Source organism: Mesorhizobium sp. M0571 (assembly GCF_040320985.1).
Lineage (GTDB): Bacteria > Pseudomonadota > Alphaproteobacteria > Rhizobiales > Rhizobiaceae > Mesorhizobium.
Genome location: NZ_JAMYQT010000001.1, coordinates 363049 through 387117, shown reverse-complemented (window position 1 = coordinate 387117; position 24069 = coordinate 363049). Strand labels below are relative to the sequence as shown.

Annotated in this window: 33 protein-coding genes; 16 read left to right on the top strand and 17 right to left on the bottom strand. The window is 62.5% G+C overall.

What is annotated here, in order from left to right:
* Window positions 1–36 precede the first annotated feature (36 nt).
* The 3 genes from NKI85_RS01885 (at window position 37) to NKI85_RS01875 (ending at window position 1716) form a co-directional block, all read left to right on the top strand.
* Window positions 37–795: a transglycosylase domain-containing protein gene (locus NKI85_RS01885; RefSeq protein WP_352522788.1), complete on the top strand. Its 759-nt coding sequence runs from the start codon at window positions 37–39 to the stop codon at window positions 793–795.
* Window positions 796–934: 139 nt separating this feature from the next.
* Window positions 935–1117 (top strand): 50S ribosomal protein L32, encoded by a 183-nt coding sequence (gene rpmF / locus NKI85_RS01880; RefSeq protein WP_006203806.1) that lies wholly within the window; start codon window positions 935–937, stop codon window positions 1115–1117.
* A 197-nt stretch (window positions 1118–1314) separates the two neighbouring features.
* On the top strand, window positions 1315–1716 hold the full coding sequence (locus tag NKI85_RS01875; RefSeq protein ID WP_352522789.1) for a hypothetical protein: 402 nt from the start codon (window positions 1315–1317) through the stop codon (window positions 1714–1716).
* 10 nt (window positions 1717–1726) lie between these two features.
* Here NKI85_RS01875 and NKI85_RS01870 read toward each other — a convergent pair whose 3' ends face one another.
* The 3 genes from NKI85_RS01870 to NKI85_RS01860 form a co-directional block, all read right to left on the bottom strand.
* A complete protein-coding gene (locus tag NKI85_RS01870) occupies window positions 1727–2158 on the bottom strand; it encodes a GlcG/HbpS family heme-binding protein (RefSeq protein WP_352522790.1) in 432 nt (143 codons plus the stop codon).
* Window positions 2159–2258: 100 nt separating this feature from the next.
* Window positions 2259–2489, bottom strand: a complete 231-nt coding sequence (locus tag NKI85_RS01865) for a hypothetical protein (RefSeq protein ID WP_023678501.1) — start codon at window positions 2487–2489, stop codon at window positions 2259–2261.
* Window positions 2490–2566: 77 nt separating this feature from the next.
* Window positions 2567–3091, bottom strand: a complete 525-nt coding sequence (locus NKI85_RS01860) for a winged helix-turn-helix transcriptional regulator (protein ID WP_352522791.1) — start codon at window positions 3089–3091, stop codon at window positions 2567–2569.
* Between the two features lie 97 nt (window positions 3092–3188).
* On the opposite strand from NKI85_RS01860, the gene NKI85_RS01855 reads away from it, so the two are divergent.
* Together NKI85_RS01855 and NKI85_RS01850 are read left to right on the top strand one after the other, a co-directional pair.
* Complete coding sequence (locus tag NKI85_RS01855) at window positions 3189–4031, top strand: alpha/beta fold hydrolase (protein ID WP_352522792.1); 843 nt, start codon at window positions 3189–3191, stop codon at window positions 4029–4031.
* Between the two features lie 61 nt (window positions 4032–4092).
* Window positions 4093–4749: a glutathione S-transferase family protein gene (locus tag NKI85_RS01850; protein ID WP_352522793.1), complete on the top strand. Its 657-nt coding sequence runs from the start codon at window positions 4093–4095 to the stop codon at window positions 4747–4749.
* Between the two features lie 42 nt (window positions 4750–4791).
* Here the strand turns inward: NKI85_RS01850 and NKI85_RS01845 are convergent, their stop codons facing one another.
* From NKI85_RS01845 to NKI85_RS01835, 3 genes are all read right to left on the bottom strand, one after another.
* A complete protein-coding gene (locus tag NKI85_RS01845; protein WP_352522794.1) occupies window positions 4792–5079 on the bottom strand; it encodes an ArsR/SmtB family transcription factor in 288 nt (95 codons plus the stop codon).
* Window positions 5080–5110: 31 nt separating this feature from the next.
* The gene (locus NKI85_RS01840; RefSeq protein ID WP_352522795.1) at window positions 5111–6358 is read right to left on the bottom strand and encodes an MFS transporter; all 1248 of its coding nucleotides are present in this window, start codon (window positions 6356–6358) and stop codon (window positions 5111–5113) included.
* Between the two features lie 96 nt (window positions 6359–6454).
* Window positions 6455–6649 (bottom strand): DUF1192 domain-containing protein, encoded by a 195-nt coding sequence (locus NKI85_RS01835; protein WP_023678495.1) that lies wholly within the window; start codon window positions 6647–6649, stop codon window positions 6455–6457.
* A gap of 108 nt (window positions 6650–6757) precedes the next feature.
* Between NKI85_RS01835 and NKI85_RS01830 the strand changes: the two genes are divergently transcribed.
* The 3 genes from NKI85_RS01830 to NKI85_RS01820 all read left to right on the top strand — a co-directional run bounded on the left by NKI85_RS01830 (window position 6758) and on the right by NKI85_RS01820 (window position 9094).
* Window positions 6758–7768, top strand: coding sequence for an NAD(P)H-quinone oxidoreductase (locus tag NKI85_RS01830; RefSeq protein WP_352522796.1), 1011 nt, complete (start codon window positions 6758–6760; stop codon window positions 7766–7768).
* A gap of 132 nt (window positions 7769–7900) precedes the next feature.
* Window positions 7901–8041, top strand: a complete 141-nt coding sequence (locus NKI85_RS01825) for a DUF1127 domain-containing protein (protein ID WP_023720976.1) — start codon at window positions 7901–7903, stop codon at window positions 8039–8041.
* 357 nt (window positions 8042–8398) lie between these two features.
* On the top strand, window positions 8399–9094 hold the full coding sequence (locus NKI85_RS01820) for a DUF1013 domain-containing protein (protein ID WP_352522797.1): 696 nt from the start codon (window positions 8399–8401) through the stop codon (window positions 9092–9094).
* 59 nt (window positions 9095–9153) lie between these two features.
* Here NKI85_RS01820 and NKI85_RS01815 read toward each other — a convergent pair whose 3' ends face one another.
* The 3 genes from NKI85_RS01815 to NKI85_RS01805 all read right to left on the bottom strand — a co-directional run bounded on the left by NKI85_RS01815 (window position 9154) and on the right by NKI85_RS01805 (window position 10609).
* Window positions 9154–9873 (bottom strand): helix-turn-helix transcriptional regulator, encoded by a 720-nt coding sequence (locus NKI85_RS01815; protein WP_023678491.1) that lies wholly within the window; start codon window positions 9871–9873, stop codon window positions 9154–9156.
* Between the two features lie 18 nt (window positions 9874–9891).
* Window positions 9892–10299 carry a hypothetical protein gene (locus NKI85_RS01810; RefSeq protein WP_352522798.1) on the bottom strand — a complete coding sequence of 136 codons (408 nt, stop codon included), beginning with the start codon at window positions 10297–10299 and terminating at the stop codon, window positions 9892–9894.
* Between the two features lie 142 nt (window positions 10300–10441).
* Entirely contained in the window at window positions 10442–10609 is a 168-nt protein-coding gene (locus NKI85_RS01805) for a hypothetical protein (RefSeq protein ID WP_254816537.1), read from the bottom strand.
* Between the two features lie 204 nt (window positions 10610–10813).
* Here NKI85_RS01805 and NKI85_RS01800 point away from each other — a divergent pair, with 204 nt between their 5' ends.
* A complete protein-coding gene (locus NKI85_RS01800) occupies window positions 10814–10975 on the top strand; it encodes a hypothetical protein (RefSeq protein ID WP_352522799.1) in 162 nt (53 codons plus the stop codon).
* Between the two features lie 13 nt (window positions 10976–10988).
* Here NKI85_RS01800 and NKI85_RS01795 read toward each other — a convergent pair whose 3' ends face one another.
* From NKI85_RS01795 to NKI85_RS01760, 7 genes are all read right to left on the bottom strand, one after another.
* The gene (locus NKI85_RS01795) at window positions 10989–11720 is read right to left on the bottom strand and encodes an SGNH/GDSL hydrolase family protein (RefSeq protein WP_352522800.1); all 732 of its coding nucleotides are present in this window, start codon (window positions 11718–11720) and stop codon (window positions 10989–10991) included.
* An 84-nt stretch (window positions 11721–11804) separates the two neighbouring features.
* Window positions 11805–12542 carry a DUF899 domain-containing protein gene (locus NKI85_RS01790; RefSeq protein ID WP_352522801.1) on the bottom strand — a complete coding sequence of 246 codons (738 nt, stop codon included), beginning with the start codon at window positions 12540–12542 and terminating at the stop codon, window positions 11805–11807.
* A gap of 147 nt (window positions 12543–12689) precedes the next feature.
* Window positions 12690–13715 (bottom strand): class I fructose-bisphosphate aldolase, encoded by a 1026-nt coding sequence (locus NKI85_RS01785; RefSeq protein ID WP_352775499.1) that lies wholly within the window; start codon window positions 13713–13715, stop codon window positions 12690–12692.
* 140 nt (window positions 13716–13855) lie between these two features.
* Entirely contained in the window at window positions 13856–15052 is a 1197-nt protein-coding gene (locus NKI85_RS01780; RefSeq protein WP_352522803.1) for a phosphoglycerate kinase, read from the bottom strand.
* Between the two features lie 265 nt (window positions 15053–15317).
* Window positions 15318–16172 carry a lytic transglycosylase domain-containing protein gene (locus NKI85_RS01770; RefSeq protein WP_352522804.1) on the bottom strand — a complete coding sequence of 285 codons (855 nt, stop codon included), beginning with the start codon at window positions 16170–16172 and terminating at the stop codon, window positions 15318–15320.
* A 4-nt stretch (window positions 16173–16176) separates the two neighbouring features.
* On the bottom strand, window positions 16177–17430 hold the full coding sequence (gene ispG / locus NKI85_RS01765; protein ID WP_352522805.1) for a flavodoxin-dependent (E)-4-hydroxy-3-methylbut-2-enyl-diphosphate synthase: 1254 nt from the start codon (window positions 17428–17430) through the stop codon (window positions 16177–16179).
* A gap of 201 nt (window positions 17431–17631) precedes the next feature.
* Entirely contained in the window at window positions 17632–17811 is a 180-nt protein-coding gene (locus NKI85_RS01760; RefSeq protein ID WP_023678481.1) for a YdcH family protein, read from the bottom strand.
* 239 nt (window positions 17812–18050) lie between these two features.
* Between NKI85_RS01760 and NKI85_RS01755 the strand changes: the two genes are divergently transcribed.
* On the top strand, window positions 18051–18254 hold the full coding sequence (locus NKI85_RS01755) for a YdcH family protein (protein ID WP_023678480.1): 204 nt from the start codon (window positions 18051–18053) through the stop codon (window positions 18252–18254).
* Window positions 18255–18286: 32 nt separating this feature from the next.
* Here NKI85_RS01755 and NKI85_RS01750 read toward each other — a convergent pair whose 3' ends face one another.
* On the bottom strand, window positions 18287–19090 hold the full coding sequence (locus NKI85_RS01750) for an IclR family transcriptional regulator (RefSeq protein WP_352775495.1): 804 nt from the start codon (window positions 19088–19090) through the stop codon (window positions 18287–18289).
* A 128-nt stretch (window positions 19091–19218) separates the two neighbouring features.
* Here NKI85_RS01750 and NKI85_RS01745 point away from each other — a divergent pair, with 128 nt between their 5' ends.
* From NKI85_RS01745 to NKI85_RS01720, 6 genes are all read left to right on the top strand, one after another.
* A complete protein-coding gene (locus tag NKI85_RS01745) occupies window positions 19219–20100 on the top strand; it encodes a transporter substrate-binding protein (protein WP_352522807.1) in 882 nt (293 codons plus the stop codon).
* 71 nt (window positions 20101–20171) lie between these two features.
* A complete protein-coding gene (locus NKI85_RS01740) occupies window positions 20172–20837 on the top strand; it encodes an amino acid ABC transporter permease (RefSeq protein WP_352522808.1) in 666 nt (221 codons plus the stop codon).
* 1 nt (window position 20838) lies between these two features.
* Window positions 20839–21489: an amino acid ABC transporter permease gene (locus NKI85_RS01735; RefSeq protein WP_352522809.1), complete on the top strand. Its 651-nt coding sequence runs from the start codon at window positions 20839–20841 to the stop codon at window positions 21487–21489.
* A gap of 4 nt (window positions 21490–21493) precedes the next feature.
* A complete protein-coding gene (locus NKI85_RS01730; protein ID WP_352522810.1) occupies window positions 21494–22288 on the top strand; it encodes an amino acid ABC transporter ATP-binding protein in 795 nt (264 codons plus the stop codon).
* Window positions 22289–22322: 34 nt separating this feature from the next.
* Window positions 22323–22784: a RidA family protein gene (locus tag NKI85_RS01725; protein WP_352522811.1), complete on the top strand. Its 462-nt coding sequence runs from the start codon at window positions 22323–22325 to the stop codon at window positions 22782–22784.
* A 24-nt stretch (window positions 22785–22808) separates the two neighbouring features.
* Complete coding sequence (locus NKI85_RS01720) at window positions 22809–24014, top strand: aminotransferase class V-fold PLP-dependent enzyme (protein WP_352522812.1); 1206 nt, start codon at window positions 22809–22811, stop codon at window positions 24012–24014.
* Window positions 24015–24069: the final 55 nt, after the last annotated feature.

The window sequence follows — 24069 nt, the reverse complement described above, 5'->3', positions numbered from 1 at the left end:
CAAGCGCCATTATGCCGGGGCAGGGAGTAGCGCGGATTGGGTAGTTTGGCGGAACCGATCGTCGATCACGAAACCGAAGGGTTGGACATGGCGAGACCGAGACGCGGCAGCCGCATCGGTCTTCAACGCTGGGTCCGGCGCGGCATCGCCGTCGCCACCGTGCTGGCGCTGGTGCCGGTGGTGCTGACCTTCCTGTACCTGCCGTCATTCGTGCATCCGGTGTCGACATTGATGCTGAAGGACCTGGCGACGTTTTCGGGCTACGATCGGCGCTGGGTTTCTATCGACGATGTCGCGCCGGTGCTGGCATATTCGGTCATCATGTCGGAGGACGGGCAGTTCTGTTTCCATCGCGGCGTCGATCTAGGCGAGTTGCGCGGCGTCGTCGACGATGCGCTCGCCGGCGAGATGACGCGTGGCGCCTCGACCATCACCATGCAGACGGTAAAGAACCTTTATCTATGGTCGCGGCCCCTGGGCTCGGTCCGTAAGGTCGTCGAACTGCCGCTGGCCGTCTATTTCGATGCGGTGCTGTCGAAACGGCGGATCATGGAGATCTACCTCAACATCGCCGAATGGGGGCCGGGCATCTACGGCATCGAGGCCGCCGCCCAGCACCATTTCGGCGTCTCAGCAAAACAGCTGTCGCGCCGGCAGGCAGCACTGCTTGCAGTCGCCTTGCCGAACCCGATCGCGCGCAATCCGGCGAAGCCCGGGCCGGGACTGAGGCGGCTTGCCGCGTTGATCGAACGGCGCGCGGGCCGGGCCGGCGCCTATGTCGGTTGCCTGCGATAGTGTCAAAAAAAATCACGGCGACGCTGGCCAAAACGCCGTCAGGCGTGTATAGGCACCCGACTTTCTCAGATTCCGGCCCCTGATGTGGCCCTTTCACGAGGGCAGCGGGGGCGTTTTGACCATGTAGTGGAGCATATCCATGGCCGTTCCGAAACGAAAAACCTCTCCGTCGAAGCGTGGCATGCGCCGTTCGGCCGACGCACTGAAGGCCCCGACATATGTCGAGGACAAGAACTCCGGCGAGATGCGCCGTCCGCACCATATCGACCTGAAGACCGGTATGTATCGCGGTCGCCAGGTTCTGGAGCCGAAGGAAAGCTGAGAGAGCTTTCGACGGTTTATGATTGCAAAGACCGGCCACTGGCCGGGCTTTTTGCGTTTGTGACCACTGATCATATCGGCCGGGGGCTGACATTGTTGTTTCACGCCGTCTTTGTCCGTGTTTGCGGGCCGCACGAAAATTCTTGACGGCGAACGCCGCGGGCATTCTACAAAGATCAGTCCAACCGGAGCCGCCACATGTTCGGTGCCATTCCGCTGCTGATCGTGCCTTTCATCCTCTACAATCTCGGGCTTCTGGGAATATTCGGCAGCGGCGACGATCCGTGGGCGACCGAAATGTTTTCGGTCCGGATGATGTCGGGCGGGGTGTTCTCGATGACCCTCGGCGATCTCATCGTGTTGATCGCACTGATCTTCTTGTTCGTCGAAGTGGTGAAGTCGACGCGAACAACGAACGCCTCGATCATGGACCACCTTTTGTCGACCTTCGTTTTCGTGGCGTATCTGGTCGAGTTCCTGCTGGTGAAGGGCGCCGCCCATACCGTCTTCTTCACGCTGATGGTTATAGCACTGATCGACGTGCTGGCCGGCTTTTCGGTGTCGATGCGGTCGGCCAGCCGCGACATCAACATGAATTAAAAGCCTTGGCTCAGCCTGGATCGGCGCTGAAGCCGGCCGCCTCAATGCCGGCGATGGCAGCTGCCTCGTCATTGTCCGACGTGTCGCCGGAAATCCCGACGGCGCCGATGACAGCGCCGGCTTTGTCGCGGATCAGCACGCCACCGACGACCGGCAGGACGCGCCCGCCCGACACGTCGGAAACGCCGGCGATCAGATGGGGGCGCTCCTTGGCGAAGGCTTCCACCCGGCGCGAGCCCATGCCGATAGCGAGCGCGCCATAGGCCTTGCCGGCCGACATTTGCGGACGCAGGAACGAGGCGCCGTCCTGACGCTGGAACGCGACCAGATGGGCGCCGGCATCGAGCACCGAGACGCCCAGCGGCCTGAGCTTGAGCTCAGCACCCCTGGCGAAGGCAGCATCGATGATCTCAATGGCTTTATCGAGCGTCAGTTCGGTCATGGCAGTCTCCTAAACGCATCAGTCATCGACCGGCAGAACAGATCCCAGTGAAACTGTTTCGCGTACGAAAGGAAGCTATGCGTTCTGGGGAGCGCCGGGCCTACTTCTTCTTGGCGCGAGGCTTCTTCACCGGGGCCGGAGGCGCATTGGCCAGGTCTTCCGCTTCCTTGGCGAGGCGCAGCGCCCGCAGCTTGTTGGTTTTGGCCTGGCGAGCGTCGCTCTCGGCGACATATTCCGCCATCGCCTTCTGGCGAACCGTAGCTGCCTCTTCCTGTTTCTTGAAACGCAAATCGGCCCGCGCACGGGCAGTATCCTTAGAGTTCTCGACCAAGAGCGTTATCCAATCCCGTGAATTATTTTCAGCCCCCTTGATAGCAGAGCCAGCCCTTAATTGGGAAAATAAGTTGATCACGGCGCCGGATCGCAGCCAACTCGCTGCGCCTTGCGGGCGATCACCGCATCGTATCCGGCCTGCAAGGTCGCACGGACGGTGGGTCCAGATGGCGCGGGAGACGTGCCCAGATGCTCGTGGCGCAGCTCGTTCATGAACTGCTCCCACATCGGCGGGCCGCCTTTTTCCAGAAGCTCGGCACGGATCGAGAGCTCGTCGCTAACCGGCAGCCAGACGCGGCCCCAGGCGCCGAGATGCGCCAGGATCGGCACCAGCGTGATCGCCATTTCAGTCAGGCTGTAGATCGCCTTCTGCTTGTGGGAGGGATCGTCCGCCTTGGTCAGCATACCGAGCTCCATCAGCCGCTTCAGCCGGTCGGCGAGGATGTTGGAGGCAATGCCCTCCACCGAGCCGTTGAGCAACTCGCGAAAGTGGCGTCTGCCGCCGAAGATGATGTCGCGAAGGATGATCAGGCTCCACCGGTCGCCGAACACTTCGAGCGACAGGTTGATCGGGCATCCGGACCGGCGATCGATGTTCATGCGAATCTCCAAAAACCGGTTGCATTATCGTATCGGTTTTAATATCGTGCAACTGATTGCAAAATGCAATCGGATTCGGAGCGCAAGGAGGAAAGCCGTGAGAAATGCGAAACAACCCGAAATCGTGTCCCAGACATTCGGCGATCCGGCACATCCGGCGGTACTGTTGATCATGGGCGCCATGGCTTCCATGCTTTGGTGGCCGGAAGCGTTTTGCCGGAAGCTGGCCGGCGAAGGTCGCTTCGTGATCCGCTACGACAATCGCGATACCGGCCGTTCGACCAAATACGCACCGGGCGAGCCGCCTTATACATTCGACGACATGGCAGGCGATGCCATCCGCGTCCTTGACGACCATGGAATCCGAAAGGCGCATGTGGTCGGCATGTCGATGGGCGGCATGATCGCGCAGCTCGCTGCGTTGAAATACCCGTCGCGTGTCATTTCGCTTACGGTGATCAGCAGCTCGCCCTTAGGCATCGATACGTCGCATCTGCCCGGAACCACCGAGGCCTATAGGATGCATTCGGCCGAGGGCGCGAAGGTCGACTGGTCGGACCGCCGCCAGGCGATCGATTTCATCGTCAAAGACGCGCGTGCGCTCGCCGGCACCGCGCATACCTTCGACGAGCAGCGAACGCGGGCTTTCGTCGAACAGGATTACGACCGGTCCGGTGGTTTTCTAAGCGCGACCAATCATTTCATGCTCAAGGGCGGCGGGCAGGACTGGAAGGGGCGGCTGCGCGATATGAAGACCCCGCTCCTCGTTGTCCACGGCACCGACGATCCGATCTTTCCGGTCGAGCATGGCGCTGCTCTGGCCGACGCGGTCGCCGGCGCAAGGCTGGTCCGGATCGAGGGCGGCGGCCACGAGCTGCATCCCGATGATTGGGCCGCGATCGTCGATGCCATCGTCACCCACAGCCAAGGCAGTAAATAGCGGGCCGAACCCGGACATCGGATGTCCGCGAGACGAACCACCAAAGGAACGAGCAAAAACAATGTCCCTGACGATGCATTTTCATCCGCTGGCCTCCTTCTGCTGGAAGCCACTGATCGCGCTCTATGAGAACGGCACGCCATTCACATCGGTCGTCGTCGACCTCGGCAATGAACAGTCGCGCGCCGCGTTCCTGAAATTATGGCCGGCCGGCAAGATGCCGGTGCTGCGCGATGATGCGCTGGGCCGGACCGTGCCGGAATCGACGATCGTCATCGAATATCTCAACGCGTATTATCCCGGACCGGTCGAGCTGATCCCCGCCGATGTCGATCTCGCCCGCCAGACCCGGCTTGCCGACCGCTTCTATGACTTCTACGTCCAGGAACCGATGCAGAAGATCGTCGTCGACCGCCTGCGGCCGGAAGGCAAGACCGATCCGTTCGGCGTCGAGGAGGCACGCGCCCAACTGCGCAGCTCCTACGCCATCATCGAACAGGACATGCAGTCGCGGACATGGGCGGTGGGCACGAGCTTCACCATGGCCGATTGCGCCGCCGCCCCGGCGCTGTTCTACGCCAACAAGGTCGAGCCGTTCGGCGACAGATATCCCGCGGTGAGACGCTATCACGACCGGTTGTTGCGGCGCCCGTCGGTTGCCCGTGTGATCGAGGAAGCGCAGCCTTATTTCAAGCTCTTCCCCTACAACAATGGCTAGGCCCGATGCTGCATGAGCTGCTCGACGCGCTGACGACACCTCTCAGCTTCCGGGTGTACCGAGCTGCTCCGCATCCCAGAACTGGTCGAGCCAGATGTTGAGCTTCAGAAAGCCGGCATTGCTGACCGTATAGACGCGCCTGGTGCCTTCCGGCTTGGCGTTGACCAGCCCGGCATCAAGCAGCACCTTCAGGTGCTGCGAAACGGCCGGACGGGACACCGGCAAGCCGGAGGCCAGTTCGTTGACGGTCTTCGGTCCGCGCCGGAGCTCTTCCAAGAGATAGCGCCGGTTGGGATCGGCAATCGCCATGAAGGCGTCGGAAAGCATCATGCCTTATTTGTGGGGCAAAGCGTCTCGAATCTCAACCGTCGGTTTCAGCTTTTCTGCGCGGGTCGAGCCGTAACGCTTCCGGCGTCACCGAGCGGTCGGCCGGCTGGGTCTTGAAGGCATCGCGGCCTTCGATCGGCACCGGCGCGCGACGGCTGATGCGCAGCAGCGTGTAGCCGGCCAGGCAGAGATGCGCGAGCGCAGTAGCCAGGAACAGCCCCTCGGGACGCATCCAGCCCATCAGGCCGGCGGCCAGCAGCGGACCGATCATCGTGCCAAAGCCATAAAGCAGCAGCAGGCCGCCCGACACTTTGACGAAATCTTCCGATCGGGCATGGTCGTTGGCATGCGCCACCGCGATCGAATAGAGCGTGTAGGCGAAGGCGCCGTAGGCGGCGGTGCAGACGATGACGAAGACGCCGGAGCGCGGTTCGAACAGGAAGATGGCGATGGCGAACAGCGCAGCGCCGAACGCCGCGCCCGCCAGCACGAAACGACGGTCCGTCGTGTCGGAGAGCCGCCCGGCCGGAAGCTGCATGGCGGCGCCGGCAATGACCACGAGGCTCATCATCAGCGCGATCTCGGCCGTCGAGATGCCGATGCGAGCTCCGTAGACGGCACCAAGTGTACCCCAGGCGCCGTTGGCGATGCCGATCAGCACGCAGGCGATCGCCGAGACCGGTGAATTGACATAGAGCCCTTTGACGTCGAGCGACACGTCCTGCAGCGGCTTGGGGTGCGACGCCGTCGAGACCGCCGTCGGGATCAGCGACAGGCAGAACAGAATCCCGGTGATCATGAACAGCGAGGCCGACTTCACATCGCCGCCGGCAACGATCATCTGACCGCCCATGATCGAGGCATAGGTGACCATCATATAGAGGCCGAAGACGGTACCGCGGTTTTCGTTGGTGGCCTTCTCGTTCAGCCAGCTTTCGATGACCATGAAGGCGCCGGCCATGGTGAAGCCGGTGAAGGCCCGCAGCAGGATCCAGGTATATTCGTCAATGATCAGGCCGGTGAGCAGCGCGACGATCGCTCCCGACGCGGCAAAGGCGCCGAAAGCCCTGACATGACCGGCACGGCGCACGATGCGCGGCGCAAAGAAGCAGCCGGTGACAAAGCCGCCGGCCCAGGCTGTGCCCATCAGGCCGAGTGATGCCGTCGAGAAGCCTTCCAATTGGCCGCGCAACGGCAGCAGCAGCCCGTGCAGTCCGGATGCCGCAAGGAGGAACGCGGTGCCGCGCAGCAGCGAGAGGATCGGTCTGTAGCTTGCGAACATTTTTCAATCCGGCTGGAGTTCGGGGCACAGGTCTGGAGACAGCCGCATTCGGGCTTTTCGGCGGCATGCCCCAGCTTTTGGAATTACTCTCAGAAACTATCCGCGGCGAAACAGCGCCTCTGCCGCCGACTTGGTGGAGCCCTTGGTCTTGAGCTCGGCTTCCAGCCGCGCAATCTCGTCGCGCAGGATGCCGATCCGTTCGGACAATTCATCGACGGAAAGCAGCGACAAATCCTGGCCGATCTCGTGCGGGCGCGCTTTTTTCTTGGGTTCGTCGTCGAAGATCGCCATCGTCGCTCCTCCGTGCCCATTTGCCTGATTTGCCAATGAGCATACATAGGGCAACGGCGCTGATGCAAATAGCCGGCAAGAAATCGGCGAAATACGACGGGACAATTCATGGTGAGCGGACAGAAAATTCCGGCGAAGATGACGGCGATCGCAATCTCGGAACCCGGCGGGCCGAGAGTGCTGAAACCGGAAATGCGCGACGTGCCGGTACCCGGCCCCGGCGAGATCCTGATCCGGGTGCGTGCCGCCGGTGTCAATCGGCCGGACATACAGCAGCGCAAGGGCGCCTACCCGCCGCCCCCCGGAGCATCAGATCTGCCGGGCCTCGAAGCGGCGGGCGAAGTCGCCGCCCTTGGTGACGAGATATCGCGCTGGCGCGTCGGCGACCGGGTCTGCGCGCTGACGCCGGGCGGCAGCTATGCCGAATATGTCAAAGTCCACGCCGGCAGCGTGCTGCCGCTGCCCGCCGGCTTTACCCACACCGAAGCGGCGGCAGTGCCCGAAAACTACTTCACCGTCTGGCACAATGTGTTCGAGCGCGGCGGCCTGAAGAGCGGCGAGACGCTGCTCGTCCATGGCGGCTCCTCCGGCATCGGCACCACCGCGATCCAGCTTGCTTCCGCATTCGGCGCCTATGTCGTCACCACCGCCGGCAGCCAGGAGAAGTGCGACGCATGCCTGAAGCTCGGCGCCGACCGGGCGATCAACTATCGCCAGGAGGATTTCGTCGCCGCGGTCAAGGAAGCAACCGCTGGCCGCGGCGCCAACGTCATCCTCGACATGGTCGGCGGCGACTATGTGGCGCGAAACCACGAGGCCGCGGCTTTCGAAGGCCGCATCGTCCAGATCGCCACGCAGGCCGGGGCGGTGGCCAGCGCCGATTTCTCGAAGATCATGGTCAAGCGGCTCATCCATACCGGTTCGACGCTGAGGCCACGCACCGTCGAGTTCAAGGCGGCAATCGCCGCCGCGCTGGAGGCGCAGGTGTGGCCGCTGCTCGGCACCCGCAAGGTGGCACCCGTCATGGACATGATCTTCCCGCTCAAGGAAGCCTGGCGGGCGCATGAGCGGATGGAGGACGGTGAGCATATCGGCAAGATCGTGCTCGATGTCGCCTGACGACCGGCAAACAGACTGAACGAAAGCTTAATTGTGCAATGCAACAAACGCATTGCGGCCATGCAAAAGCGTCTGTTCAATTTTTCATCGCCGATGCCTATTTGAGTGGCATCGAAACGATGGAGGACTACCATGAACCCGATCCGCGCTTTCCGTAACTGGCGCATGTACAATGAAACCGTGCGCGAACTGAACCGGCTGAACGCTCGTCAGCTCAACGACCTCGGCATCAACCGCGGCGACATCGAGAGAATCGCCCGCCAAGGGCTTTGATCTCGAGCATGATCTCGCCCGACGACCGGGCGCTGCTTTTCTGCAGCGCCGAGTCGCGGTTCGGGATCAAGCCTTAGAAGCCAGAGCCGCCGCAGACGGATTTCCGTCGCCGGTTCCGAGCCCGCCTGACCTTGGTCCGGCGGGCTTTGTCTTTTTTGAAGCTTTCGACCGCATCGCTTCAGTGCGTCCCGACCCTTGGCGGTCTGCTGGTCGCTGCGCTGAGGTCCTTGACGCGCGTCTCCCAAAAACATTGCGAAACGGCGAGGGAGCGGTTATATAGGCCACGATTTTCCCATTTTTGGTGGCTCTAAACCACCGCCCGCGCGGGAACGCGGGCGAACGAGAAGGATTTTTGTAATGGCCAATACGCTGCTGATGCCAAAGGCGACCGCCGTCTGGCTGGTTGACAACACAGCGCTCTCCTTCGAGCAGATTGCGCAGTTCTGCGGACTGCATCCGCTTGAGGTCAAGGCGATCGCCGACGGCGAGGCGGCGCAAGGCATCAAGGGCATGGACCCGATCATGACCGGCCAGCTCACTCGCGACGAGATCGCGCGCGCCGAGAAGGACCCGAACCACCGGCTGAAGCTCTCCGATCCCAAGGTGCGGGTGCCGGAATCCAAGCGCAAGGGTCCGCGCTACACGCCGCTGTCGAAGCGCCAGGACCGGCCCAACGCCATCCTCTGGCTGGTGCGCAACCATCCCGAGTTGAAGGATGCGCAGATTGCCCGCCTCGTCGGCACGACGAAGTCGACGATCGACCAGATCCGCGACAGAAAGCACTGGAACTCCGCCAATCTCCAGCCGATGGATCCGGTGACGCTCGGCCTGACGTCGCAGATCGACCTCGACATGGAAATCAACCGCGCCTCGCGCGGCCGCGAGCAGGCCCAGCCGGCCGGCGATACGCTGCTGCCGGCGGCCTTGACCGAACGGCTGGTGCCGGCGCCGGAAAAGCCGAAGGACGAGGACCGCGAACTCGACGCCAACGCCGTCTTCGCCAAGCTTTCGGCGCTGAAGTCGAAGGACAAGGACGCCGACGAAGAGGAGTAGGGTCTCGCATCCAAAACAAAAAGCCCGCTTTCAAGCGGGCTTTTTTGTGATCTCCCGTGTCAGCTTCGCGCCGCCCGGTCGGGCGCCATGCCGTAGTCCTCGCTGCGTTCCACCGCGCGGTAGAAATCGGCGAGCTGCTTGCCGCGCTCCGGCTTGAAGGTGCGACCGGCGATGACCACCGAGGCGATGCGGTCGATGCGGAAGGCGCGGAAATCGCCGCGCATCTCGCACCAGGCGACCAGCGTCCACACCTTACCCCAGAACCACAGGCCAAGCGGGCGGATGTCGCGCGCGGTGCTGCGGCCGGCCTCATCCGAATAGTCGATGGTCAGCACCTGACGTTTCTCGATGGACCGCTCGATCAGGTCGATGGCTTCGCGGGCGGCATCGCTTACCACCCACATCGGCGTGTGGATCTCGGTACGGGCGATCCTGTCCTTTTCGGCGTCGGGCAACACGGCGCCTATTTTGACCAGCGCCTCGTCGGCGGCTCGCGCCATGGCCGCGCCGCCAAAGGCGCGCACCATGCGGGCGCCGGCGACCAGGGCGACGATCTCGTCACGCGTGAACATCAGCGGCGGAAGGTCGAAACCCTCCCTCATCATATAGCCGACACCAGCCTCGCCGTCGATCGGCACGCCGGTCGACTGCAAGTCGGCGATGTCGCGATAGATGGTCCGCTCGGAAACCTCGAGCCATGTGCCCAGCTTCTGGGCGGTGACCAGACGGCCACCGCGCAGATGCTGCACGATCTGGAAGAGCCTGTCGGCGCGGCGCATCGTATGGTCCCTCGGCGTCTATTGTTCCAGCCCTTCGCGCTTGCGCTGCGCGGCGACGAAGGCCGCGCCGAAGGATAGTTTCCTCGTTGTCGGCGTGTCGGCGTCGAGCACCCGCCAGAACGGCGCAATGTCGCTCAGCGCCATGCCATGCTCAAGATCCTCGTTGGCGGCCTCGGCGACGGTGCGCAGATGATAACCGATGGTGACCGGACATGTCACCTCGGCACCGTGCTCGATGGCAAGCGCGGTGCGCAAAGCGCAATCATCCATGGCCATGCCTTCGGGGATGGAGCGGACGAATGCATCGACTTGGCGAGCTGTCGGAACCAGCATCGGTTGGCCTTCGACGACGTCAGCCATGGCGCGTGGCGACGGTTTTATGCCGTTGATGCCAGGCGTGTTCAGCCTGTCGTTCCAGCTTTTCATCGATCGCCCTCTCGGCCGTCCGTCTCTGACGGCCATCGCACTATGGCACGAGCCTCCTGACACCATCCTGTCAGGAGGCTTCAGCATGCCCACTTAAGCTCGTCGCCGGGCCGCATCCAAACGCCGTGCAGAAAAGACTGCCTCAATTGCCGCCATTGCGGCGGTCGCCATACATGTCCGGCCAGCCAATGTCCTTACGGATGTCCGCCGGCAGGGTATTCATGAAACGCTGTGTGCGGATCTCGTTGCGCATCGTCCGGATCTTGCCGACATAGTGCTGCACGCTGCGCAGAATGGTAAAACCGTTCATGGCTGGTCTCCTCTCTTTCGATGGAGACACTATCGCACACCCCTGCTGACAACAGTCTGTCAGGAGGGTGCGGCTCTCATGACCGGCGTTCCGATTTGTCCGCCGAAGTGATCAGGCAGCGCTGAAAAAAGAGGCTTGCCGCAATGGAAAGATGGCGATCCCGGAGCGCTTTGACAGCCAGCCGCGATGCTGATCAAAGGCTGCATGTCGAAACTTCTCGCGCTCGTCATCATCGCCATGATGGTCATCCAGCTCATCAAGCCGCTCGGCTGGCTGGGGCTGAAGCGGCGCAGCGATTTCTGGAAGCTGGCGCTGCTGGCGATGGCGGCGATTTCGATAACGGCGGTGCTCGGGCATTGGACGTAGTGCCGACGGCCCATTACGCGACGCCGGGTTCGTTGGCGAGCACCAAGCCGACCAGATGTTCCGCCCAGGCTCGGTAGCCGGCTTCCGAAGCATGAAATCCATCCGACGCAAAGCCGGCCTCGGCATCGGTGATCGGCAGGCGGGGTGCCGGTATCGCGCCGCGCTCGAGGCAAAGACGCTCGCCCATCCGGTTCATCTCGACGGCGCGGATTTCGAGGATCTTGCCGAGCAGCGGCGGCATTGCCGGCGCCCGGGTGAACTCCAGCACCGGCGACCACACGACGCGCGCCTCCGGCCATTTGGCGCGCAGTGCGTAAAGCAGGCCGCCAAAATCGCGCTTGAAGCGCGGTACCGAATGAAAATTCTTGGCGTCGTTGGTGCCGATGGCGAGCACGATGTGCGTCCACGGATCGGCCGACAGATTGGGCAGCACATGGTCGCGGATCTGGCCTGAGGTTGCCGAGTTGAAGCCGGCTGCCCGCCAGCGCACGGCGCGGCCGGTGCGTTGCGCAATCAGAACGGCCAGTTGCGCAGCCAATCCGTTTTCGGAATGGCCGATGCCAACCGATGCGGCGGAGGAATCACCAAGCACCAGAAGCGAAATTGCCGGCGCCTGGCCTGATATCTCGTGGATGACCGGACCTTGTGCCGGCAGCATGCGGGTGGTGCGGCGACGCACGCCAAGCCCTTGCCAGACATAGACCGGAAAGGCGAGCCAGGTGAGAAGGGTCGGAAAGCGCCGCATGGCAAGTCCCTTTAGGGCATAGCGAACAGCACTTAGCGCATGTTGCACTGAAGGTGAACGACCTTGCAGCGACAGCCTGTCGCCTCAATGGCAGCAGTCATGCGTCCCGGACCGGTCTTCATATTCGTCATGCAGCCGCACCCAGTCACCAAGACTATGATGTGGGCCGGTTTCGTTGCGACCTTTCGGTGTCAAGTCGAGATAGTGATAGGCGCCGATCAGCGGATCGCCGCCCCTGGAGCGCGAGACGAAGGTCAGGAAGATGTCGCCTTTCTCGTCGCGATAGAACACGCTGGTGCCGGGAAGATCCTTCGATTGCCGCGCACGCCGCTCGAAATTGTAGGTCGTGTCGCCGGCTGCGATCTGCTTGTCGGTGAATGAAACCTGCATGTCGAAGTTGAAATCCGAGGCGTAGGACGACACCCAGTCGAATTTCCAGCCCATGCGCTGCTTGTAGGGCAGCAATTCGGCCAATGGCGCCCGCGCCACCACGACAAGTGAGACATCGTGATGCCTGAGATGCTGGTTGGCGCCATCGATGTGGTCGGCAAGGAACGAGCAACCCTCGCAACGATAATCGGCGCCCGGCCCGAACATGAAATGGTAGACGATCAGCTGGCTGTTGCCGCCAAACAGGTCGGGCAGTTTCTTTGGCCCTTGCTCGGTCTCGAAGACGTAGTCCTTGCGGATCTTCAGCCACGGCAATTCGCGACGTTCGGCGGCGATGCGATCGCGAAAGCGCGTCAATTCTTTTTCGCGCGCTAGATGTGCCTTGTGCGCCTGAAACCAGTCTTCCTGCGACACGGTCTTGTTGTTCGGCATAGGTCTGCTCCTCTTTTCACGGAGGACGTTCGGCAGCGACGCATGCCGACACAGAGCTGCATTTAGTTGCAAGTAATTGCAGCCCTTGCTGCTTTCGAACAAAACCCGGGCACGCGGCCCGGGATCGAGGAACCAAGACGGATTCGGTCAGGCGGCTTGCTCCAGCGTCGGCTGCCATTGTCCAAGCGCTGCCAAATGGTTCATGTGGGCACGATGGGCGAAGGCGGCCTGGGCGGCGGCGACATTTGCCGCCTTGCCGCTCCAGGCCTTCTGCGGGGCGGCCTGCAAGGCGCGGCCGTAGGAGAAGGTCAGCGTCCAAGGATGCGGGCCGATGGCGTTGATGGCATTGAGGTTGGCGGTCGCCTGCTCGTCCGTTTGTCCGCCCGACAGGAAGGCGATGCCTCCAATCGCGGCCGGCACCGTCTCGCGGAACAGTTTTATCGTCTTTTCGGCGACTTCGTCGGGGCTGCTGACCTTGCCCGATTTCTTGCCTGCGAGGATCATGTTCGGTTTCAGGATGGTGCCTTCGAGGACGACGCGAGCCGCATAGAGCTCGGTGTACAGCTTTGTCAGCGTTGCCTTGCTGATCTCGTAGCAGATATCGATGTCGTGGGCGCCGTCCATCAGCACCTCCGGCTCGACGATCGGCACGATGCCAGCCTCCTGGCAGAGCGCGGCGTAACGGGCGAGCGCATGGGCGTTCGAGCCGATCGAGGTGGCGGAAGGCACCCCCTTGGCAACATCGATGTCGATCACCGCGCGCCATTTGGCGAAGCGGGCGCCGAGCTTGTAGTACTCGGCGAGGCGTTCGCGCAGGCCGTCGAGGCCCTCGGTGATGGTGTCGCCGGGGAAGGCTGCCAGAGGCTTGGCGCCGGCATCGACCTTGATGCCGGGGATGGCGCCCGAAGCCTTGATGATGTCGACCAGCGGCGTGCCGTCGGCGGCATTCTGGTGGATGGTCTCGTCATAGAGGATGACGCCGGAAATATATTTGGTCATCGCATCGCTGGCGCGGAACATCATCTCGCGATAGTCGCGGCGGCTGTCGGCGGTCGACTCGACGCCGATGACGTCGAAGCGCTTCTTGATGGTGCCGGAGCTCTCGTCGGCGGCCAGCAGGCCCTTGCCGTCGGCCACCATCGCGGCGGCAATATCCTCGAGACGTTCGCTCATCGTGCTTCTCCTGAAACGGTTTGTCCGTCTCCAGCAGACCACTAGAGCAACGCAGGTTCAAGTCGAACGATTTCGTCGGGGAAGCGCGAATCGATTGAAAGTCGAAGGAACCTTCATTCGCAGCGTTGTTGCCGAGGCAATCAGCGCTTCAAGACGTCGACGCCGGGTAAGGGCTTGCCTTCCATCCATTCCAGGAAAGCGCCGCCGGCCGTCGAGACATAGGTGAAGTCGTCGGCGACGCCGGCATGGTTGAGCGCCGCCACCGTATCACCGCCACCGGCGACCGAGACCAGTCTGCCGGCCTTGGTGCGCGCCGCCGCGTGCCTGGCCGTCGCCACCGTCGCATGGTCGAACGGCTCGATCTCGAAGGCGCCGAGCGGCCCGTTCCAGACCAGCGTCGCGGCACGGTCGATCCATTCGGCAATGGTTTTCACGGTCTTCGCGCCGACATCGAGGATCATGCCGTCGGCCGGCACGTCGGCTATGGCGACGGTCTCGCTGGCGGCGCCGGCCTTGAACTCCCGGGCGACGACGCCGTCGACGGGCAGGATGATGGCGCAGCCGGCCTCAGCCGCCTCGATCATGATCTGCTTGGCGGTGGTCGCGAGATCATGCTCGCAGAGCGATTTCCCTACGTCGGTGCCGCGTGCCGCGAGAAACGTATTGGCCATGCCGCCGCCGATGACCAACGCGTCGACCTTCTTCACGAGGTTCATCAACAGGTCGATCTTGGTCGAGACCTTGGCCCCGCCGACGATGGCGACAACCGGGCGGACGGGATTGCCGAGGCCCTTTTCCAACGCGTCGAGCTCGGCCTGCATGGTGCGCCCGGCGAAAGCCGGCAACACATGCGCCAGTCCTTCCGTCGACGAATGGGCGCGGTGCGCAGCGGAGAAGGCGTCGTTGACGAAGATGTCGCCGTTAGCGGCGAGCTTTTCGGTGAAGGCCGGGTCGTTCTTCTCCTCGGCCTTGTAGAAGCGGGTGTTCTCGAGCAGAAGCACATCGCCGCTGTCCATGGCGGCGACGGCGCTCGCGGCCTTGTCGCCGATGCAGTCGGGGGCAAAGCCGACCGGGCGGCCGAGCACGTCCGCCGTCGCCTTGGCGATCGGCTCGAGCGAGAATTCCGGCGCCGGTCCATCTTTGGGACGGCCGAAATGCGCAAGCAGGATGACCTTGGCGCCCTTGCCGGACAGCTCGGCGATGGTCGGTGCAATGCGCTCGATGCGGGTGGCGTCGGTGACCTTGCCGTCAGTGACGGGAACGTTGAGGTCGACACGCACCAGCACACGCTTGCCGCTGATATCGCCGATGTCGTCGAGTGTCTTGAAGCCGGCCATGCTGATCCCTTTCGCGAAAAATCGCGGGGACCTTACCCCGCATCGACGACGATGCAAGACCTGCCTAAGGGTTCACGGAAAATATGATTCGCGTCTCGAAGATGAAGCGCCCACCGGGAGCGAGATGGGCAGCAATGGTGCGAAGCACCGCCGCTCGAACTTCTGACGTCAGAAACACCTGGAAGGCGTGTCCGGTCGTTAAGAAGGATGATCTTGGCGGCCATGTTTCCAGCTTCCAGATCCGACGAAGCGCCGACATATGGCTTTACCGGTTGCGCACCACAATGCATGCGCCGCCGACGCTCTGCAGCTTCTCGCAGATATCGTCGGCCTTGACTTTGGTGTCGGCGCCGATCCGCACCGCGTAGATGCCGCGCCTGCCGATCGGTGTGCGCACCCGGCTGACCACCGGATTGCGACCGCTGAGCAAGGCTGGAAACCGGCGTTTCACAGTGCTCCACTGATTGAGCGCCGCGGCGCGGCGGAAATTGCCGGCCACCTGCACGCCCCATGGCTTGATGTTGATCGACGACATCGGCACGGTTCTGGACATGATCACCGGCAGCTTGCGGCAGGCGGCAGCGAAGCTCGCCTTCTTGTCGAGCGGCCGGATGACGCCGGCATACGCGGCATCAGTGAACCTGTCGGCCGGCTCGCCCATGACGTCCAGGACGTAGCTTTCGGTCTCCATCGGCAAGAAGCCGCCGGAATTCAGCCAGCGCGACACTCGGGTCTCGCCGGCATTGTAGGCGGCTGCGGCGAGGCCCAGATTGCCAAAGCCGGTCTTCAGTTCGGCGAGATATTTTGCCGAGGCCGGGATCGCCTGCTCGATATCGAACGAATTGGTGAGGCCGCGTATCTTGGCGGTGCCCGGCATGAACTGGGCAATGCCTTCGGCGCCGACCGGGCTGACCGCATTGGGATCGAAACGGCTTTCCTTCCAGATCAGCCGGGCAAAGAAATCCTTGGGCAAGCCGTTCTGGTCTGCATGGGCCTCGATCAGATTGCAAACCTGGTCGATCAGCTTCTTTTTGGCGGGCCGTGGTGGATCGGCCTGAACGGCTGTCGCCCAGACCAGCCCGCAAATGAGAACCAGCGCCGCGCCCAGCAAACGCCGCATTGAACTACTCCGCCGCGGCCTTGTCGTGTTGCCCAAACCGCCGTTCGATATAATCGGCGACCATCTTCTCGAAATCCGCGGCAATCGATGGGCCGCGCAGCGTCGCCGCCTTCTTGCCGTCGACGAACACCGGGGCGGTCGGCGTCTCGCCAGTGCCGGGCAGCGAAATGCCGATATCGGCATGTTTGGACTCGCCCGGACCGTTGACGATGCAACCCATCACCGCGACCTTGAGGTTCTCGACGCCGGGATATTGTTCGCGCCACACCGGCATGTTCTTGCGCAGGTCGGCCTGGATGTTCTGGGCAAGCTCCTGGAACACGGTCGAGGTCGTGCGGCCGCAACCCGGACAGGCGGCGACGATCGGCACGAACTGCCGGAAGCCCATGGTCTGCAACAGCTCCTGCGACACCTGCACCTCGCGCGTGCGGTCGCCGTTCGGCTCCGGCGTCAGCGAGATGCGGATGGTGTCGCCGATGCCTTGCTGGAGCAGGATGCCCATCGCAGCCGATGATGCGACAATGCCTTTCGAGCCCATGCCCGCCTCTGTCAGGCCGAGGTGCAGCGCATGGTTGGAACGCGTGGCAAGTTCGGTATAGACGGCAATCAGATCCTGCACGCCGCTGACCTTGGCCGACAGGATGATTTTTTCGCGGACAAGGCCGATCTCTTCAGCCATTTCGGCCGACAGGATCGCCGACTGCACGATTGCCTCGCGCGTCACCTCCTGCGCGGTCAGCGGAAAGCCTTGGGCCTGGTTGTCGTCCATCAGCCGGGTCAGAAGCTCCTGGTCGAGCGAGCCCCAATTGACGCCGATGCGCACCGGTTTGTCGTATTTGATCGCCATCTCGACGATCGCCGCGAACTGCCGGTCTTTCTTGTCCTTGAAACCGACATTGCCCGGGTTGATGCGGTATTTGGCCAAGGCCTCGGCGCAGGCCGGATGATCGGCCAAGAGCTTGTGGCCGATATAATGGAAATCGCCGACGAGCGGCACGTCGATGCCTAGCCGTTCCAGCCGCTCGCGGATGGCCGGCACGGCGGCAGCACTTTCGTCGCGGTCGACGGTGATGCGCACGATCTCGGAGCCGGCGCGATGCAGCGCCGCCACCTGCGCGATCGTTTGGTCGACATCGGCCGTGTCGGTGTTGGTCATCGACTGGACGACGACCGGCGCGCCGCCACCGACCATCACGCCGCCGACGTCGACACCGACCGACCTGCGGCGCGGGAAGGGTGAGGAAAAATATCCGGTCATGCCGGCTGCCTTTATCTTGAAGGTCCGGGCATGAGGTGGAGGAGCAAAGATGGCTTGTCAATGGCGAGTGGCGCGCAGGCCTAGCAAATCGGTAATGACAAGACGACGGCTTGCCGCAAATCCACAGCCGTTTCCGGCAGCATAAAGATATGCCACCGGAAAGAGATCGCGCCGGGCGGCGCGGCTAGTCTTGGAAGGGCTTCAGTGCGTCGTCGGTTTCGCCTTCAGTTTTTCAATCTCGTCCTTGAGTGCCAGCTTGCGCCGCTTGAGATTCACGATTTCGAGGTCGTCGACCGATGGATGGGTCATCGCATCGTCGATTTCGCGCTCGATATCGCCGTGTTTCCGCTGCAGCTCATCAAGATGGGATGCAAGAGACATGATTGGTTCTCCCTTTCATGGTTTCCTCGATTGCAGCCGTCAAGGCAACGTCCACCGCAGGCTCGCTTCTGTGACGGCATAATGACAGTGTGCCACCATCGCGCGCCGATGTCGAATGCTGCGTGGTAGCATTCCACGACAATATGAAATGTGATATGGGCTGCGCGCCGGTGCAAGAGACGCTGGCCCCGCCCAATCAGGCCCATAGTTTGGGCGCCGCAGACGTGCAGACGGTAAAAATGTCCGATCAGGAACAGGCAGATATCCGCCTCGAATATTCCCGACTGAAGCAGGAACACGCCGATTTCGACGCGGCCATCAATGCGATGATCGCCATGAATTGCGACCCGCTGCAGATCCAGCGCATGAAGAAAAAGAAGCTTTTCCTGAAGGACAGGCTGATGGCGCTGGAAGACAAGATCATTCCAGACATTATCGCTTGAACGAACCCGCCGCTGGCTTCTGATCAGGCGGCTTATGCCGCGATCGAAAGCCGTGCGGCACGGTCGCGCAACAGTGCTATCAGATCATCGGTCTTCTCGGTCGAGGTATCGATGGGAACCACCAGGCACATCGTCGCCTCGATCTTGCCCGGTGCTGAAAAGACCGGCGCGGCCAGGCATTTCGTGTAAGCATCGACGAGGCCGGAGGTGACGCAGTAGCCCGCCGACTTGGCGACGGCGATATCGGTTATGAAATCGTCGAGCTGCAACCGGCGGCCGTCGGGCAGCACGAGATCGTCCTCGGAGACCATGTCTTCGATCGCTGCCCTTTCGAAGCCGGCGAGGAGCAGCCTTCCGGAAGCGGTCCAGGGAAGCGGTATCTGCAACCCCGTCGCCGAGCTGATCCGGAATGGCCTCGTTCCCGGGCTTGAATGGACGATGGTGTAACGGCCGCTTTGCAGCATGCACAGTTCCGAGGTCTCGCCGGTCTCGCGCGACAAATGGTCGACTTCCTGGCGCCCTCGCCTGAGCAGGTCGTTGCCCCGTACATAATCCATTCCGTAGAGATAAAGCTTCTTTCCGAAATAGACCCGATTGCCGTCTCCGGCCATTTCCAGCAGGCCTGCGTCGACCAGCGAGCGCACGAGCGTATAGGTCGTCGAACGCGGCGCATTCACCCCTTTGGCAAGATCGCCAATGCCGATCGCGCGCTGGGTCGCGTGAAGAAACTCCAAAATCTGGAGGACCCGGTTGAGACCCTTCTCCCGAGAGCCCGAATTCTTGTCTTCGTCCAGACCGACATCCGGTCGAGCGGCCAAGGCATTGCCATCTTGCATTATCGATTCCTGATGTTAATCTGTCTTGTACAGAGTACAGGCGTCTCTTGTAAGGGACAATGACGTCAGTTGCAATCGATGCATGCACTGCTGGTCCAAAGGGGAACACAACACGAAAGGAGGTCGCCGTGAACGACACATCCAAAAGGCGTGAATTTCTGAAACTGGGAATGGCCGGGCTTGCAACGGCCGGAGTGATGAGCGCGGCAACAGCGGTCGATGTTCAGAAAGCGGCAGCCCAGGCGGCGCCCGACAGCCTGCTGCGCACCGTTCTCGAGCGCGGCAAGGTGATCGTCGGCACCGGCAGCACCAACGCGCCTTGGCACTTCGAGAACGACGCTGGCGAGCTGGTCGGCATGGACATCACCATGGGGCGCATCCTTGCCAAGGGGCTTTTCGACGACCCGACCAAGGTCGAATTCGTCATGCAGGATCCGGCTCAGCGCATTCCAAACGTGACCACCAACAAGGTCGACATCACCATACAGTTCATGACCATGACCGCCCAGCGCTCGCAGCTGATCCACTTCTCCCGGCCCTACTACGTCGAGGGCATCGCCTTGCTGACCCTTCCGAACGCCGAAAACAAGACCTTCGACAAGCTGCTTGCCGCCGGTTCGGCGACCCGGATTTCCATCCTGCAGAACGTCGATGCCGAGGCAAACGTGCGTATCGTCCTGCCCGAGGCGCAGGTAATGCAGATAGACACGCAGGCCAACGTGCTGCAGGCGCTGGAATCGAAGCGCGTCGACGCCGCCGCCGTCGATCTGTCAACGGTCCGCTGGCTCGCCTCGCGCAATCCGGACAAATACTTCGATGCCGGCAAGAGCTGGTTCTCGATGCTTTATGGTGCCGCACTCCGGCAGGGCGACCTCGACTGGCTGACCTTCGTCAACCAGACCTTCACCATCGCCATGTTCGGCCATGAAACGGCGCTTTATGACGCGGCGTTCAAGGATTATTTCGGACAGGAGCCGCCGGCCCGCCATCCCGGCTTCCCGGTCATCTGATGCAAGCAGGCGGAAGGGCAGCGCCCTTCCGCCTGCTTCTCCTCGGCAGCCCTCAGCATTGCGGGAGACGCATGGGCTATACCCTCAACTTCAACCTGATCTGGCGGCATTTCGATAAGCTCTGGGGCGGGCTCCTGCTCGGCCTCGAACTGGCCGTCATCTCGATCGCGATCGGCATCGTCATCGGGCTGCTTCTGGCGGTCTGGTACGTGTCGGCCGGGCGGGCGGTTCGGACCGTCATCGCGGCCTATGTCGAGTTCATCCGCAACGTCCCGCTGATTCTGCTCGTCTACCTGGTCTTCTACGGCCTGCCGACTGTAGTCGACATCGCGTACAGCGCGCAAACCTCATTCATTGCCACGCTGTCGCTCTATAGCGGCGCCTATCTGGTCGAGGTGTTCCGCTCGGGGCTCGAAGCTGTGCCGCGCGGCCAGCTCGACGCCGGCAAGGCGATCGGCCTGACGCCATGGCAAAGGCTGGTCCATGTGCGCTTGCCGACGATGCTGCGCATAACGCTGCCGGCGCTTTCCAACACATTCATATCGCTCTTCAAGGATACGTCCGTGGCATCGGTCATTTCGGTGCCCGAGCTCACCTACGGCGCCCAGTGGATCAACTTCAACACCTTCCGCATCGTCGAGGTCTATCTGGTGGTGACGGCGATGTACCTGTTGACCGGCTATGCGCTGCTTTTCGCGCTGCGGTTGGTCGAACGCCGATTCAGGGCGGGGCACTAGGATGATTGGCCAGATCGCCTATGCCTTGCCTTTCCTGGGTCAAGGATTTGCCCTGACGCTGTGGGTGTCGCTGCTGGTCGTGGTGTTATCGCTCATCGCCGGCGTGCTGATGGGCGTCGGCCTCGTCTATGGTCCGTCTCCGCTGCGCTGGGTGGTGCGCATCTTCAGCGACACCATACGCGGCATTCCGATCCTGGTGCTGATCTTCTTCGTCTACTACGGCCTGCCGGCAGTAGGGCTGCATCTGGAATCCTTTTGGGCGGCCGTGCTCGCGCTTACCCTGTTCAAGACGGCGCAGGTCATCGAATATCTGCGCGGCGCCGTCGGCTCGATCCCCAAGGGTCAGTCCGAAGCGGCGATGGCGATCGGGCTGACCTTTCGCCAGCGGCTGGCCTACGTCATCTTTCCGCAGGCGTTCAGGCGTTTCCTGCCGCCCTGGATCAACGGCGTCACCGACGCGGTGAAGGGCAGCGCGCTGGTCTCGCTGCTCGGCATCACCGACCTGATGCAGGCAATCAACCAGGTCATCGGCCGCACCTACGAAGCGATGCCGCTCTACATCCTCGGCGCGCTCGTCTATTTCGCCGTCAACTACGCCCTCTCCTTGGCCAGCCGCCGGCTGGAGCGGCGTTTCTCCTTCATCCGGGAATAGCAAGATGTCCAACTCCGCCCACGCAAATCCGGCGCTTCTCGACGTCTCCGACGTGTCCAAAGCCTTCGGTCCCGTCGAGGTCCTGCGCTCGGTCAGCCTCAAGGTGGCGCGCGGCGAGGTGGTGACGATCATCGGGCCGTCCGGCAGCGGCAAGACCACGCTGCTGCGCTGCGTCAACTTTCTGGAGAGCTATGATAACGGCTCGATCCGTATCGATGGCAAAGAGGTCGGCTACCGCGAGGCGGGAACACGTCAGCGCCGCAGCGAGCGCGACCTCGCGGCGATGCGAGCCGAGACCGGAATGGTGTTCCAGAGCTTCAATCTGTTTCCGCATCTGACCGCGGCCGGCAATATCATGCTTGGTTTGCGCAAGGTGCGCGGCAAGAGCAATGCCGAGGCCCGCACCATTGCCGAGCACTGGCTCGGCCGGGTCGGCCTCGCCCACAAGGCCGACAGTCTGCCAGCCGAGCTTTCCGGCGGCCAGCAGCAGCGCGTCGGCATCGCCCGCGCCGTGGCGATGGAGCCGAAGATCCTGCTTCTCGACGAGATAACTTCGGCGCTCGACCCCGAATTGGTTGGCGAGGTGCTCGAGGTCGTGCGCAGCCTCGCCGAAGACGGCATGACGATGCTGATGGTCACGCATGAAATGGCTTTTGCACGCGACGCATCGAGCCGCATCGTTTTCATGGCGGATGGCGGCGTCAGTGCCGTCGGACCACCCGCCGAGATTCTGGCTGCGGAGTTCGACAATGAACGCCTTCGCAGCTTCCTGGCGCGATTTCGCGCCTCGCATTTTTGACATCGGACCGCGAAAGCTGTCGCAAGGAGCTTTTATGACGCCTTACATCCGGCTCGCGGAATTGGGCCTGACGCTGCCCGAGCCGCCGAAGCCCATCGCCAACTTCGTCACCTACGCCGAGAGCGGACGGCTGGTCTTCCTCTCCGGCCAGGGGCCGTTGCGCGCCGATGGTGTGCTCTGCACCGGCAAAGTCGGCGAGGATATCTCCGTGGAAGAGGCCTATGATCATGCCCGTCTGACCGGCCTGAACCTGCTCGCCGTCATGCATGCCGCGGCCGGCGACCTCGGCCGCATCGTGCGCGTCGTCAAGCTGCTTGGCTTTGTCAATGCGACGCCGACATTCAGCGAGCACCCCAAGGTGGTGGATGGCTGTTCCGATCTTTTCGCCGCCGTCTTTGATAGGATTGGCGGACACGCCCGTTCGGCGATCGGTGTCGGCTCGCTGCCGGGCAACATCACAGTTGAAATCGAGGCGGTCGTCGAGATCGCCGCCTGAAATCCATGAATAGGATCTACAGAGATGACGACCTATGCCGCTGACCGTTCCAACACGACAATCCGCGAACGGCTCGGCCTTCGTCCGATCATCAATGTTTCCGGCACGATGACGGCGCTCGGCGCCTCAATCATTGTCCCCGAAGCGATTGCCGCAATGTCGGAAATGGCCTCGCAATGGGTAGAGATGGACGATCTGCAGCGCGCCGCAAGCACGGTGATTGCACGCCTCACCGGCGGCGAGGCCGGCTTCATCACCGCATGCTGCGCCAGCGGTATAACCATGGCGATTGCCGGCGCGATGACGGGTACCAACCTTCTCGCCATCGAGCGGCTGCCGGACGACACCGAGGGCCTCAAATCGGAGGTCATCGTTCAGCTTGGCCACATCGTCAATTATGGCGCGCCGATCGACCAGTCGATCCGGCTTGCCGGAGCCAAGGCAGTGCCTGCCGGCACGGTCAGCGTCACTCAGGATTATCATGTAGGCGAAGCGATCCGGGACCGAACGGCGGCAGCCCTCTACGTCGTTGCGCATCATACCGTGCAATACGGCATGCTCTCGCTCGAAGAGTTCTGCGAGATCTGCCACGCCAAGGGCGTGCCAGTGATCGTCGACGCCGCCTCGGAATACGATTTGCGCGGCTTTCTGGCGCGCGGCGCCGACATTGTCGTCTACAGCGGACACAAATTTCTCTCAGGGCCGACAAGCGGCATCATTGCGGGCCGCAAGGATCTGGTGCGGGCCGCCTATCTCCAGAACCGGGGCGTTGCGCGCGCCATGAAGGTCGGCAAGGAGAGCATTGCCGGCACCATGGCGGCCCTGGAAGCCTGGGAGCGGCGAGACCATGCCGGCATCCGCCAGCGGGAAGAAGCCGCACTGCAGCTGTGGCAAGCCGCATTGCAGGACCTTCCGGGCATCGCAGCACATATCATTCCCGATCCGACCGGAAATCCTCTCGACCGGCTGCAGATATTCGTTGCGCCCGAAAGCAGGTTCACCGCCGCCGGTCTTGCCTCTGCGCTGGCGGCGGGTTCGCCCCCCATTATCGTTCGCAACCACGAGGTCGAGCGCGGCCACTTCTTCCTCGACCCGTGCAATCTCCACCCTGGCGAGGCGGAGACCGTCGCCGAACGCCTGCGGGCGGTGTTGAGCGCAGCTGATCGTCCCGCCAATGCAATGAAGTCCGTTCGCAAGCAGTCCGCCGGCGCCTTGCGCTGGCCTGATTAGTCACAACGCTGAAGCCAGTCGATGGACGAACCGTGCTTTTCGAGCCTGGCTTCGC

Excerpts from the sequence above, each read along its gene's own strand:
- rpmF (WP_006203806.1), top strand. The coding sequence starts at position 935 with ATGGCCGTTCCGAAACGAAAAACCTCTCCGTCGAAGCGTGGCATGCGC.
- NKI85_RS01875 (WP_352522789.1), top strand. The coding sequence starts at position 1,315 with ATGTTCGGTGCCATTCCGCTGCTGATCGTGCCTTTCATCCTCTACAAT.
- NKI85_RS01870 (WP_352522790.1), bottom strand. The coding sequence starts at position 2,158 with ATGACCGAACTGACGCTCGATAAAGCCATTGAGATCATCGATGCTGCC.
- NKI85_RS01860 (WP_352522791.1), bottom strand. The coding sequence starts at position 3,091 with ATGAACATCGATCGCCGGTCCGGATGCCCGATCAACCTGTCGCTCGAA.
- NKI85_RS01850 (WP_352522793.1), top strand. The coding sequence starts at position 4,093 with ATGTCCCTGACGATGCATTTTCATCCGCTGGCCTCCTTCTGCTGGAAG.
- NKI85_RS01845 (WP_352522794.1), bottom strand. The coding sequence starts at position 5,079 with ATGATGCTTTCCGACGCCTTCATGGCGATTGCCGATCCCAACCGGCGC.
- NKI85_RS01840 (WP_352522795.1), bottom strand. The coding sequence starts at position 6,358 with ATGTTCGCAAGCTACAGACCGATCCTCTCGCTGCTGCGCGGCACCGCG.
- NKI85_RS01835 (WP_023678495.1), bottom strand. The coding sequence starts at position 6,649 with ATGGCGATCTTCGACGACGAACCCAAGAAAAAAGCGCGCCCGCACGAG.
- NKI85_RS01830 (WP_352522796.1), top strand. The coding sequence starts at position 6,758 with ATGGTGAGCGGACAGAAAATTCCGGCGAAGATGACGGCGATCGCAATC.
- NKI85_RS01825 (WP_023720976.1), top strand. The coding sequence starts at position 7,901 with ATGAACCCGATCCGCGCTTTCCGTAACTGGCGCATGTACAATGAAACC.
- NKI85_RS01820 (WP_352522797.1), top strand. The coding sequence starts at position 8,399 with ATGGCCAATACGCTGCTGATGCCAAAGGCGACCGCCGTCTGGCTGGTT.
- NKI85_RS01815 (WP_023678491.1), bottom strand. The coding sequence starts at position 9,873 with ATGCGCCGCGCCGACAGGCTCTTCCAGATCGTGCAGCATCTGCGCGGT.
- NKI85_RS01810 (WP_352522798.1), bottom strand. The coding sequence starts at position 10,299 with ATGAAAAGCTGGAACGACAGGCTGAACACGCCTGGCATCAACGGCATA.
- NKI85_RS01805 (WP_254816537.1), bottom strand. The coding sequence starts at position 10,609 with ATGAACGGTTTTACCATTCTGCGCAGCGTGCAGCACTATGTCGGCAAG.
- NKI85_RS01800 (WP_352522799.1), top strand. The coding sequence starts at position 10,814 with ATGTCGAAACTTCTCGCGCTCGTCATCATCGCCATGATGGTCATCCAG.
- NKI85_RS01795 (WP_352522800.1), bottom strand. The coding sequence starts at position 11,720 with ATGCGGCGCTTTCCGACCCTTCTCACCTGGCTCGCCTTTCCGGTCTAT.
- NKI85_RS01790 (WP_352522801.1), bottom strand. The coding sequence starts at position 12,542 with ATGCCGAACAACAAGACCGTGTCGCAGGAAGACTGGTTTCAGGCGCAC.
- NKI85_RS01785 (WP_352775499.1), bottom strand. The coding sequence starts at position 13,715 with ATGAGCGAACGTCTCGAGGATATTGCCGCCGCGATGGTGGCCGACGGC.
- NKI85_RS01780 (WP_352522803.1), bottom strand. The coding sequence starts at position 15,052 with ATGGCCGGCTTCAAGACACTCGACGACATCGGCGATATCAGCGGCAAG.
- NKI85_RS01770 (WP_352522804.1), bottom strand. The coding sequence starts at position 16,172 with ATGCGGCGTTTGCTGGGCGCGGCGCTGGTTCTCATTTGCGGGCTGGTC.
- ispG (WP_352522805.1), bottom strand. The coding sequence starts at position 17,430 with ATGACCGGATATTTTTCCTCACCCTTCCCGCGCCGCAGGTCGGTCGGT.
- NKI85_RS01760 (WP_023678481.1), bottom strand. The coding sequence starts at position 17,811 with ATGTCTCTTGCATCCCATCTTGATGAGCTGCAGCGGAAACACGGCGAT.
- NKI85_RS01755 (WP_023678480.1), top strand. The coding sequence starts at position 18,051 with ATGTCCGATCAGGAACAGGCAGATATCCGCCTCGAATATTCCCGACTG.
- NKI85_RS01750 (WP_352775495.1), bottom strand. The coding sequence starts at position 19,090 with ATGCAAGATGGCAATGCCTTGGCCGCTCGACCGGATGTCGGTCTGGAC.
- NKI85_RS01740 (WP_352522808.1), top strand. The coding sequence starts at position 20,172 with ATGGGCTATACCCTCAACTTCAACCTGATCTGGCGGCATTTCGATAAG.
- NKI85_RS01735 (WP_352522809.1), top strand. The coding sequence starts at position 20,839 with ATGATTGGCCAGATCGCCTATGCCTTGCCTTTCCTGGGTCAAGGATTT.
- NKI85_RS01730 (WP_352522810.1), top strand. The coding sequence starts at position 21,494 with ATGTCCAACTCCGCCCACGCAAATCCGGCGCTTCTCGACGTCTCCGAC.
- NKI85_RS01725 (WP_352522811.1), top strand. The coding sequence starts at position 22,323 with ATGACGCCTTACATCCGGCTCGCGGAATTGGGCCTGACGCTGCCCGAG.
- NKI85_RS01720 (WP_352522812.1), top strand. The coding sequence starts at position 22,809 with ATGACGACCTATGCCGCTGACCGTTCCAACACGACAATCCGCGAACGG.